Here is an 11,360-nt window from a genome sequence, read left to right as displayed (position 1 = left end):
CCCCTCAAGGGGGAGGGTGAGGCCGGCGCTGGCCATTGGAACGGCAGAAGATCCTCATAGGTCTCTGCACCGATATCGCCATACGCGCCGATGTCGAAATCGCGCGCCCCGTCATTCTCGAATGTCGACAACGCGGCATGCTCGGCGAAGATGTCGGCCGGCGACACATGCGAAAACGCCTCACCAAAGCCCATCCGCTTGGCGACTTCAGCGATAATCCACCAATCTGGCCTTGCCTCGCCGGGCGTGGCCAAAAAAGCCCGCTGGCGCGAGATGCGGCGCTCCGAATTGGTGACGGTGCCGTCCTTCTCGCCCCACGCCGCCGCCGGCAGCCGGACATGAGCATGGCGGACCGTGTCGGTCTCGCCCAGCACGTCCGACACCACAACAAACGGGCAGGCCTTGATCGCCGCTTCGACCGCATCGGCATCCGGCATCGAATCGGCCGGGTTGGTGGCCATGATCCACAGCGCCTTGATGCGACCGTCGGCCACCGCCTCGAACATCTCGACCGCTTTGAGGCCTGGCTTTTCGGCGACCGTTGGGGCGTTCCAGAAGCGTTGCACGCGGTTGCGGTGCTCGGGGTTTTCGATCTCCATGTGAGCGGCCAGCATGTTGGCCATGCCGCCGACCTCGCGGCCGCCCATGGCATTGGGCTGGCCGGTCACCGAAAACGGCCCGGCGCCGGGCTTACCGATGCGGCCGGTGGCCAGATGGCAGTTGATGATGGCGTTGACCTTGTCGGTGCCCGAAGACGACTGGTTCACGCCTTGGCTGTAGACGGTCACCGTCTTCGCCGTCGCGGCAAACAGGCTGTAGAAGCGGGCCAGCTCATCCTCGCCGAGGCCCGTGGCAGCGGCGATGCCGGCAAGGTCGAGCGCCGAGGCGGCGAAAAGGGCTTGCCCGAAACCGGTCGTGTGCGCTGTGATATAGGTGCGGTCCAGCGCGTTGTGCTGGCCGAGATAGGCAAGCAGCCCTGTGAACAAAGCGACATCGCCATCGGGCGCGATCGCCAGATGCATGTCGGCGATATCTGAGGTCATGGTGCGGCGTGGGTCGATCAGCACCACCTTCATCTCGGGCCGCTTTTCCCGGGCGGCGGCAATGCGCTGGTAGAGCACCGGATGGCACCAGGCGAGATTGGAGCCGACCAGTACGATCAGGTCGGCAAGTTCCAGATCCTCGTAATTTCCCGGAACGGTGTCCGAGCCGAAGGCGCGGCGGTGGCCGGCGACCGACGAGGCCATGCACAGGCGCGAATTGGTGTCGATATTGGCCGAGCCGAGGAAGCCTTTCATCAGCTTGTTGGCGACGTAATAGTCCTCGGTCAGCAACTGGCCGGAGACGTAGAAAGCGACCGCGTCAGGGCCGTGCTCGGCAATGGTTTGCGAGAAGGTCGAAGCGACAAGATCGAGCGCTTCGTCCCAGTCGGTACGGCGACCGTGGATCTCCGGATGAAGCAACCTGCCGTCGAGGTCGATGGTCTCGGCCAGCGCCGAGCCTTTGGAGCAGAGCCGGCCGAAATTCGCCGGGTGGTCCGGGTCGCCACGAACGGTTATTTCACCGTCCGCGGCGACCTTCGCCAGCACGCCGCAACCCACCCCGCAATAGGGGCAGGTGGTCCTCACCTCGCGCGCTTCATCAATCTGCATGGTTCACGCCGCGCGGCTGGCCAGCGCTTCCAGCGCAATGAACAGCCGCTCGCCGTCGATCCGGACCGGAATGGTGCGCACCACACCCTCGTCCGCGCCGAGCGCCTTGCCTGTCTCCAGCGAGATCACCCAATTGTGCAAGGGACAGGTCACCGCCGTGCCATGGACGATGCCCTGGCTGAGTGGCCCACCCTTGTGCGGGCAATGGTCCTCGATGGCGAAGACCTGATCGTCGGCCGTGCGAAAGACGGCGATCTTGCCTTGAGGCGTGGCGACGCAGCGCGCGCCGCGGCGCGGAATGTCTGATATCGAGCCGATTGATACCCAGTTCATCATGATCACTCCGCCGCCTGCGCGAAGCCGACCGAAGCCATCGGCCGGAATTCGTGCTTGTCCTTGCCGGAAACGCGTTCCGACCACGGATCGACCTGCGCGAATTTCTGCGAAAAGACGAAGCGGTCGAAATAGGCCTTGCGCTTCTCGCCATCGTCCATGATCTGGCGCTTGATCTCGGCGATGCCGACGCGCTTGGCCCATTTGTAGATGCGTTCGAGATAGCGGCCCTGCTCGCGATACATCTGCGTCAGCGCCACGATATGCTCCAGCGCCTCGTCCTCGGTCTTGACCAGGCCGAGCACCTCGGTGCCCTTGATGTCGAGGCCGGCGGCCCCGGCGAAATGGATCTCGTAGCCTGAATCGACGCAGATCACGCCGACATCCTTGCAGGTCGCCTCGGCACAGTTTCGGGGACAGCCCGAGACTGCCATCTTGACCTTGGCCGGCGTCCACGAGCCCCACATGAATTTCTCGATGCGGACACCGAACCCCGTCGAATCTTGCGTGCCGAAGCGGCACCAGTCCGACCCGACGCAGGTCTTCACCGTGCGCAACCCTTTGGCATAGGCGTGGCCGGAGACGAAGCCGGCCTGGCCGAGATCGGCCCACACCGCCGGCAGGTCTTCCTTGCGGATGCCGAGCATGTCGATGCGCTGCCCGCCGGTGACCTTGACCATCGGGATATCGAACTTGTCGACGACGTCGGCGATGGCGCGCAATTCGGCGGCGTTGGTGACGCCGCCCCACATGCGCGGCACTACCGAATAGGTGCCGTCCTTCTGGATGTTGGCGTGGACGCGCTCGTTGATGAAGCGCGACTGGTAATCGTCGGCGTATTCGTCGGGCCAGTCGCAGACGAGATAATAGTTGAGCGCCGGCCGGCATTTGGCGCAGCCGCAGGAGGTCTTCCACTCCAGTTCCTGCATGACGGCGGGAATGGTCTTCAAGCCCTTGGCCTTGATCAGCCGGCGGACCTCGTCATGGCCGAGCGCGGTACAGCTGCACATCGGCTGGACCGCCGCGGGGTTGTATTTGTCGCCGATGGTCAGCACCATCAGCTTTTCGACCAGCCCGGTGCAGGAGCCGCAGGAGGCCGACGCCTTGGTGTGGGCGCGCACATCGTCGAGCGAGGTCAGGCCCCTGGCCGTGATCGCGCCGGTGATCTTTCCCTTGCATACGCCGTTGCAACCGCAGATTTCCGCATCATCCGGCAAGGCTGCAACGGCCGCCATAGGGTCCAGGGGGGCGCCTCCCTGGTAGGACTGGCCGAAGATGAGCGTATCGCGCATCTCGGATATGTCGGTCTGCTTCTTCTTGAGGTCGTTGAACCAGGCGCCGTCCGCCGTCTCGCCATAGAGCACGGTGCCGATGATGCGGTCGTCCTTGAGCACCAGGCGCTTGTAGACGCCGGCCGCGGCATCGCGCAGCACGATCTCCTGGCGGTCATCGCCCTCGGCGAAGTCGCCGAGAGAGAACAGCTCGATGCCGGTGACCTTGAGCTTGGTCGGCGTGTCCATGTGGACGAAAGCCGCTGCCTCATTGCCAGCCAGATGGCTGGCGGCGACGCGCGCCATCTCGTAGAGCGGCGCGACCAGCCCGTAGACTTGGCCGTTGACCTCGGCGCATTCGCCGATTGCGTAGATATCGGGATCGTTGCTGCGCATGCCGGCGTCGACGACGATGCCGCGATTGACCGCAATGCCGGCTTCCTTCGCCAGCGCCGCATTCGGCCTGATGCCCACCGCCATGACGACGAGCGTTGCGGGAATGACTGTGCCGTCGGCAAGCTCTACCCGCTCGACCTTGCCGTTGCCGGTGATCGCCTGGGTGTTGGCCTTGGTGATGACCTTGATGCCGCGCTGCTCGACGGCGCGCTGCAGGAGATAGCCGGCGGCCGGATCGAGCTGACGCTCCATCAGCGTCGGCATGACGTGCAGCACCGTGACGTCCATACCTTGCGCGTTCAAGCCCGCAGCCGCCTCCAGGCCGAGCAGGCCGCCGCCGATGACCACCGCCTTGGCCCGCGACTGGGCGGCAAGCATCATCGCCCGGACGTCGTCGAGATCGCGATACGTGAGCACGCCGGGCAGATCATGGCCTGGCACCGGAATGATGAATGGCACCGAGCCGGTGGCGATGACCAGCTTGTCGTAGGGCTCGGTCACGCCATGATCGGAGGTGACGGTCTTTGCCTGCCGGTCGATGGCGACGATCTTGTGGCCCTTGTAGAGGGTGATGCCGTGCTTGATGTACCAGCCGTCGCCATGGATGATGATCTCCTCATAGGCCTTTTCGCCGGACAGGACCGGCGACAGCATGATGCGGTCGTAGTTCACGCGCGGCTCGGCGTTGAAGATGGTGACCTGGTAGCGCCCGGGCGCCTTTTCCAGGAGGTGCTCCAGCATGCGCCCGGGGGCCATGCCGTTGCCGATGATAACGAGTTTCTCGGTCATGTCCTGATCCACTCCGGTCTCACTCAGCCGCGTAGGAAAGGCCTGAAGCTTCGTCAGACGCCGTGCGCTCCATCCGCCGGATCGAAAAATGCATCCAGGCAAAGCAGGTGGCGACGATGACGAAGAGCAGCATGAAGCAGCTCGACCAGACGCCGGTGAGGTCGTTGAGCGCGCCGAAGACGATTGGCAGGATAAAGCCGCCGAGCCCGCCAATCATGCCGACAACGCCGCCGACCGCGCCGACACTCTGTGGATAGTAAGCCGGGATGTGCTTGTAGACGGCAGCCTTGCCAAGGCTCATGAAGAAGCCGAGCACACAGGCAACGGCTATGAAGGCGAGCGGGCCGACCTCGAAATGGAAGGCGATCGGCCCGCTGACACCGCGCACGACGTAATCTGCCGAGGGGAGAGACAGAACGAGAGTCGCGGCGGCACTGACAGCGAAGGTCCAGTAGAGCACGGTGCGGGCGCCGATCCGGTCGGAAAGCACGCCGCCATAGGCGCGGAAAATACTTGCCGGAATTGAATAGGCCGCCCCGATCATGCCGGCGGTCGCAAGCCCGAAGCCGTAGACGCCGATCAGGTAGCGGGGCAGCCATAGCGAGAGCGCCACGAACGCACCGAAGGCGAAGAAATAATAGAAGGCGAAGCGCCAGACCTGCAGGTTCTTGAGCGGCGCGAATTCCTGCAAGAAGCTTCCCGCGGGCGCTGCCTTGCCGGCGCGGCGCTCGCGGATGACCGGATCGTCGCCGGTCGTGAACCAGAAGACGGCGGCCATGACGACGAGTGCTGCCGCCCAGATCAGCGCGACCGACTGCCAGCCCCAGGAGAGAAGCACGAACGGTGCCAGGAACTTGGTAACCGCGGCGCCGACATTGCCGACACCGAAAATGCCAAGCGCCGTACCCTGCTTGCCGGCCGGGAAGAAGCGCGAGACATAGGCGACACCGACGGCGAAGGAACCGCCGGCGAGCCCAACGCCTAGCGCAGCGACCAGCATCTGCCCGTAGGTGTGCGCAAAAGCGAGCAGGAAGGTCGCGACCGCCGCCGCAAGCATGGTCGCGGTGTATACCAGCCGTCCGCCAAAACGGTCGGTCCAGACACCGAGCACCATACGCACGAGCGAGCCGGTGAGGATCGGCGTGCCGACGAGCAGGCCGAACTCCGTCTCGTTCAGGCCCAGCTCCTGCTTTATGCGCACGCCGATGATTGAAAAGATCGTCCACACCGCGAAGCAGACGGTGAAGGCGATGGTGGACATGGCAAGCGCCTGCCGGGGAGCACTGTCCTGGCTGGGCGCTGCTGGGAGATTTGCGGTCATTTTCTGGCTCCGGTTTGCGGCGTGGGAGGCACCGCCCTTGTCTGTTCGTTCGCGACTGTCAGCTCCGCGGCGCCGCGGTCAGCGCGCTGACGGCCAGAAAATCGCGGCGTGTGAAGTCCGCGAGGGACGCGCCAGTTCCGATCCGTTTCGTCATCGTCGTCTCCGGTTGGGCGCCGCTTGGGACCAGCGCCGTCGATTGCGTCAAAACAAAAAAGCCGCCGGCCAGGTCTTCGCGTCCAGAGTTCCGGGAGCGCGTGTGGACCTGAGCGGCAGCTTTGCCTGTGGCGCCCGCCATTGGACGCCGTGTCACTTGGCCCTTGCGGACCTACATTTTGAAAAGCAGGAAGCGTGCCAATTCGACAGCGCTCTGAATTATCGAATGAAACCAAGGTGAACCGCAGCCGCGCGACTTTTGACCAAGCTCGGCAGCGGATCAAAGATTAGTCAGAATGCCTTGCACGGCAGCATAATATTTGTGCAATGCGGTAGATTGCCCGTTGCCGATGCAGATTGCCAATGATGATGACGAGTTTTCAGGTTATTGCCTTACTCCGCGGCTTCGACGAAGCGGTGGCGTTCGTAGAGGAATTTCAGCACCGCCTCGCGGCAGCGCAGGAAGGTGCGGTCGGAGGAAAGCTCGATGCGCCGGCGCGGCCGGGCCAGCGGCACGGCAAGAACCTCGCCGATGGTGGCCGCCGGGCCGTTGGTCATCATGACGATGCGATCGGACAACAGCACCGCCTCGTCGACATCGTGGGTGATCATGATCGTCGTCGAGCCGAGCCTCGAATGGATATCCATCACCGCGTCCTGAAGATGGGCGCGCGTCAGCGCGTCGAGCGCGCCGAAGGGTTCGTCGAGCAGCAGGATCTTCGGCTCCATGGCCAGCGCCCGGGCAATGCCGACGCGCTGCTTCATGCCGCCCGATATCTCCGCTGGGCGCTTGTCTTTCGCATGCGCCATCTGCACGAGATCGAGATTGCGCATGATCCAGTCATGCCGCTCGGCCCGGCTCTTGCTCCGGCCAAAGACCTTCGTGACTGCCAAATTGATGTTTTCGTAAACGGTCAGCCATGGCAGCAGGCTGTGGTTCTGGAACACCACGGCGCGTTCGGGGCCGGGGCTGTCGACTTCCTTGTCTTCGAGCAGAACCGCGCCGGCCGAGACCTTGGTCAGGCCGGCGATCAGGTTGAGCAAGGTCGACTTGCCGCAGCCCGAATGGCCGATGATCGAGACGAATTCGCCCTTGTCGATGGTCAGGCGGATGTCCTTCAGGACGTCGCTGACCTGGGTGCCGCGGGCGAAGGATTTGTCGATGTGGTCGAGCTTCAGATAGGCCGTCATGGTGCCCTCCTCACTTTGCCGTTGTGCCGCGGGTGACGAAGGCGCCGACCGCCGCGACCAGGCGGTCGAGGCAGAAGCCGGTGACGCCGATATAGGCGAGCGCGACGATGATGTCGGGCAGCCGCGACGAGTTCCACGCGTCCCAGATGAAGAAGCCGATGCCGACGCCGCCGGTCAGCATTTCGGCGGCGACGATGGCCAGCCATGACAGGCCGATGCCGATCCGCAATCCGGTGAAGATGTAAGGCGCGGCCGCCGGCACCATGATCTTCACGAAGAACTCGAACTGGTTGAGCCGGAGGATACGGGCGACGTTGCGGTAGTCATCGGGGATGTTGCGGACACCGACCGCGGTGTTGATGATGATGGGCCAGATCGAGGTGATGAAGATGACGAAGATCGCCGACGGGCTGGAATCGCGGAACGCCGCCAGCGACAGCGGCAGCCAGGCGAGCGGCGGCACCGTGCGCAGGATCTGGAAGACCGGATCGAGGCCGCGCATCGCCCAGATCGACTGGCCGACGAGGGCGCCGAGCGCGACGCCGACGATTGCCGCCAGGCCGAAGCCCATGGCGACCCGCTGCAGCGACATCAGCACCCGCCAGGCGAGTCCAATGTCCTGCGGGCCATTGTCGAAGAACGGATGGGCGATCAGGTCATAGGCCTCGTTCCACACCTGGCTTGGCGGTGGCAGGCTGGCTGTGGGCGATGAACAGGCGACCTGCCAGACGACGAGCATAATGGTGATGACAATGACCGGCGGCACCAGCGTGCTTGCCAGCTTGCTGGCGATCGCGGCCGGGTCGAAGCGGCGCCGCGCCCTGGCTGTGAAAGCGATGACCTCGGCGGGCTTGGCCGGCGCGGGGAACGGCTTCACCTTGCTGTCCTCGATGGCTTGGATAGACATTTTTTCGAAAAACTCCTTGGCAGCACATGCAAGGCAGGCGGCGCTGCCACCGCCTGCCCCGCATCTATGTCAGGCTCAGGCCGACACCTTGATCTTCAGGCTGTCGAGATAGGCGGACGGGTTCTCCGGATCGAAGATTTTGCCGTCGAAGAAGGTTTCGGGGCCGCGCGATGACGAGGCCGGGATATCGGCCGCGGCGACACCAAGATCCTTGGCCGCCTCGCGCCACAGATCCTCGCGATTGACCTGCGCAACCAACGCCTTGATGTCGGTGGTCGGCGCGAACTTGCCCCAGCGGATATTCTCGGCGAGGAACCAGCTGTCGTGGCTCTTGAAGGGATAGGACACGCCGCCCTTCCAGAACTTCATGTAGAGATCGGTTCCGTTGGCGACGCGGCCATTGCCGTAGTTGATGTCGCCCTTGAGGCGGCCGATGATGTCGGCGGTCGGCACGTTCATCCATTGCCGCTTGCCGATGATGGCGGCCATCTCGTCCTTGTTTTCTTTTGCTTCGCACCATTGCTGGGCTTCCATGACAGCCATCAGGATCGCCTTGGTGGCGTTCGGGTATTTGTCGATGAAGGCGGCGCGCAGGCCGAGCGCCTTTTCCGGATGGCCCTTCCACAGTTCGCCCGTGGTGGCGGCGGTGAAGCCGACGCCCTGATGGACGAGCTGCTCGTTCCACGGCTCGCCGACGCAGAACACGTCCATGTTGCCGACCTTCATGTTGGCGACCATCTGCGGTGGCGGCACAACGATGGTCGAGACGTCCTTGTCGGGATCGATGCCGCCGGCGGCCAGCCAGTAGCGCAGCCAAAGATCGTGCGTGCCGCCCGGGAAGGTCATGGCGGCCTTGACCTCCTTGCCCGACGCCTTCTTGGCGGCGAAGGCGTCCTTCAGCTTGGAGGCGTCGAGGCCGACGCCGGTGCCGGCATATTCCTGGGCGACAGAAATGCCCTGGCAGTCGTAGTTGAGCCGCGCCACGATTGCCATCGGCAGCGGCTGCTTGTTTTGCGTCACCTTGCCGGTGTGCATCAGATAAGGCATCGGCGTCAGGATATGGGCTCCGTCAATGCCGTTGGCTTCGCCGCCGAGCACCAGATTGTCGCGCGTTGCCCCCCACGAGGCCTGCTTGAGCACCTCGACATCGGGCATGCCGAATTTTTCGAACAGGCCTTTCTCCTTGGCAATCATCAGCGGTGCCGCATCGGTCAGCGCAATGAAGCCGAGTTTGGCGCCGGTGACTTCCGGCGCGGCGGGTGCCGCATAGGCGCCGGAGGGCAGCAGCGCACGCGCCGCGGCCAGCGTCGCCGCGGTAGCCGCGCTGATCCTCAGGAAATCGCGGCGGCTGATCGCCGTTTGGGCGGAATGGCTCTTGATGCGTTTCGTCATCGTCATCTCCGGTTGGGCGCGGCTTGGGATCGGCGCCGTCGATTGCGTGTTCGACCAAAACAAAAAAGCCGCCGGCCAGGCCTCGCGCGTCCGTCCATCCGGGATCGCGTGTTGACCTGAGCGGCAGCTTTGCCTGTAGCGCCCGCCATTGGACGCGTATTCCGTGACTCCGAGAAGAGTCTGCCTATTACAAGGCAGGAACCGTGCCAGTTTCGGAATGGACGACAAACATCAATGAGATCAACGACATGCCACAATCTTCGGCGCGCCGGCCCGCTGGACGAGCAAGCTAAGGATTGTTCATTAGCGCATTTGCACGCACATTTTTTGTGCAGTGCACAAGAATGGCGCGGAAATGATCAGGCTTCGGCGCGCGCCAATTTCTGGCCGGCAATGTAGGCGTCGATCTCGTCGGGATCGAAGATCTGGCCATCGAAGAAACCGTCGGGACCGAGCACCAGGCTGGCACCAGCCGAGCCGACCGGAGTCGCGGCCTTCAGCGCGCCCTCGACCTTGGCATTGGCACCGGGAAGCGCCACGCCAAGTGGCTTCAACGCCGAGCGGTAGAGATCGGGGCGGTAGCAGTCGCGGGCAATAGCGAGGTTTTCCGGCGTGTGCGCGACATGCCCCCAGCGCACCATCTGCGTATAGAACCACAGCGCATGGCTCTTCCACGGGAAGTTCGCCGCCTTGTCGAAGGGCAGAAAGAAGTCGCCGACGCTGAGTTCGGCGCCGCCGCCGAGCGCAAGATGGCCGCTGAGGATCGGCATCTGCAGCGCCGGCGCCAGGCCAAGGAAGGCCGGTTGCGCCATCAAGGCCGCGAGTTCATCGCGGTTTGCCGGATCCTGGCACCAGCGCGCCGCATGATGCAGCGCGCGCAGCAGGGCCGAAAGCGCGTCCGGCTGTTTTTCCGCCCAGGCCTTGCGCACGCCGACGACTTTCTCCGGGCTGGTCTTCCAGATGGCCGCCTTGACCGTGGCGATGCGGCCGGTGCCGGCGACGACCGCGGCGCTGTTCCAGGGTTCGCCGACGCAGTAGCCGTCGATCCTGCCGGCGGCGAGCGCGTCCGCCATGAAGGGCGGCGGCACGATGACGATTTCGATTTCACGCGACGGGTCGATGCCGCAGGCGGCGAGCCAGTAGCGCAGTTCGTAATTGTGCCCGGAGTGCGGATGGACGACGGCGAAGCGAAGCGGATCGCCGCCGGCATTTGCCCGTTCGCGGATCAGCGCCCCCAACGCCCTGCCGGCCCGCGCCGGATCGAGCTCGGGTAAGGCGCCGTGCGCGGCCATGCCCGCCCAGACCGCATTCGAAACGGTGACGCAATTGCCGCCGAGGCCGAGCGAGAACGGCACGACCGTGTCGGAGGCGAGCGGCGTCAGCCCCAGATTGCAGGCGATCGGCATCGGCCCCAGCATATGCGCGAGATCGAAATGGCCGATGGCGATGCGGTCGCGGATGTTGGCCCAGGACGTTTCCCGGTTGAGCATCAGATCGATGCCTTCGCGCAGGGCGAAACCGATTTCCTTCGCCGCGACAAGGACAGCGCTGTCGAAGAGCGGCATGAAGCCCGCATTGATCCGGTGCTCGGCGGCCATCGTCAACTCTCCTCGGGATCCAGCAGGCCTGCCGCCGTCACAAGGCTCTGGGCGATTTCGGCGATCTTGCGGTTCTGGTTCATGGCGGTCTTGCGCAGCAGCGTATAGGCCGCGTCCTCCGACAGGCCGCGCGACTTCATCAGTATGCCCTTGGCACGATCGATCACCTTGCGGCTTTCCAATTCGCTGCGGGCCTCTTCCAGTTCGCGCGCCATGCGCGAAAACGCGTTGAAGCGGCTGATCGCCATGTCGAGGATCGGCTTGACCCGCTCCTGACGCAGGCCGTCGACGACATAGGCCGACACCCCCGCTTCCACCGCGGCTTCGATCGACGCCTGGTCCGAGCGGTCTACGAAC

General features: G+C 64.3%; 10 protein-coding genes. 1 reads left to right on the top strand and 9 read right to left on the bottom strand.

The window, feature by feature from the left end:
• The 7 genes from E5W70_RS27280 to E5W70_RS27250 form a co-directional block, all read right to left on the bottom strand.
• Positions 1 to 1,652: molybdopterin-dependent oxidoreductase (locus E5W70_RS27280; RefSeq protein ID WP_292664319.1), on the bottom strand; the 1,652-nt coding region annotated here is incomplete at its 3' end.
• Positions 1,653 to 1,655: 3 nt separating this feature from the next.
• Positions 1,656 to 1,985 carry a nitrite reductase small subunit NirD gene (nirD, locus tag E5W70_RS27275; RefSeq protein ID WP_292664317.1) on the bottom strand — a complete coding sequence of 110 codons (330 nt, stop codon included), beginning with the start codon at positions 1,983 to 1,985 and terminating at the stop codon, positions 1,656 to 1,658.
• Between the two features lie 5 nt (positions 1,986 to 1,990).
• A complete protein-coding gene (nirB, locus tag E5W70_RS27270) occupies positions 1,991 to 4,441 on the bottom strand; it encodes a nitrite reductase large subunit NirB (protein ID WP_292664315.1) in 2,451 nt (816 codons plus the stop codon).
• 19 nt (positions 4,442 to 4,460) lie between these two features.
• On the bottom strand, positions 4,461 to 5,762 hold the full coding sequence (locus tag E5W70_RS27265; RefSeq protein ID WP_292664314.1) for a nitrate/nitrite transporter: 1,302 nt from the start codon (positions 5,760 to 5,762) through the stop codon (positions 4,461 to 4,463).
• 546 nt (positions 5,763 to 6,308) lie between these two features.
• Positions 6,309 to 7,106, bottom strand: coding sequence for an ABC transporter ATP-binding protein (locus tag E5W70_RS27260; RefSeq protein ID WP_292664312.1), 798 nt, complete (start codon positions 7,104 to 7,106; stop codon positions 6,309 to 6,311).
• Positions 7,107 to 7,116: 10 nt separating this feature from the next.
• The gene (ntrB, locus tag E5W70_RS27255; protein ID WP_292664310.1) at positions 7,117 to 8,013 is read right to left on the bottom strand and encodes a nitrate ABC transporter permease; all 897 of its coding nucleotides are present in this window, start codon (positions 8,011 to 8,013) and stop codon (positions 7,117 to 7,119) included.
• 75 nt (positions 8,014 to 8,088) lie between these two features.
• The gene (locus E5W70_RS27250; protein ID WP_292664308.1) at positions 8,089 to 9,405 is read right to left on the bottom strand and encodes a CmpA/NrtA family ABC transporter substrate-binding protein; all 1,317 of its coding nucleotides are present in this window, start codon (positions 9,403 to 9,405) and stop codon (positions 8,089 to 8,091) included.
• Here E5W70_RS27250 and E5W70_RS27245 point away from each other — a divergent pair.
• Positions 9,392 to 9,520: a hypothetical protein gene (locus E5W70_RS27245; protein WP_292664306.1), complete on the top strand. Its 129-nt coding sequence runs from the start codon at positions 9,392 to 9,394 to the stop codon at positions 9,518 to 9,520. The two genes, E5W70_RS27250 and E5W70_RS27245, sit on opposite strands and share 14 nt — an antisense overlap.
• Positions 9,521 to 9,764: 244 nt before the next feature.
• Here the strand turns inward: E5W70_RS27245 and E5W70_RS27240 are convergent, their stop codons facing one another.
• Both E5W70_RS27240 and E5W70_RS27235 read right to left on the bottom strand, forming a co-directional pair.
• Positions 9,765 to 11,003, bottom strand: a complete 1,239-nt coding sequence (locus E5W70_RS27240; protein WP_292664304.1) for a CmpA/NrtA family ABC transporter substrate-binding protein — start codon at positions 11,001 to 11,003, stop codon at positions 9,765 to 9,767.
• A 2-nt stretch (positions 11,004 to 11,005) separates the two neighbouring features.
• The coding region (locus tag E5W70_RS27235) for an ANTAR domain-containing protein (RefSeq protein ID WP_292664302.1) at positions 11,006 to 11,360 on the bottom strand (355 nt) is incomplete at its 5' end.

The sequence above is a fragment of the Mesorhizobium sp. genome (assembly GCF_005063415.1).
Classification (GTDB): Bacteria; Pseudomonadota; Alphaproteobacteria; order Rhizobiales; family Rhizobiaceae; genus Mesorhizobium.
This window is presented reverse-complemented; position numbering and strand designations above follow the sequence as displayed.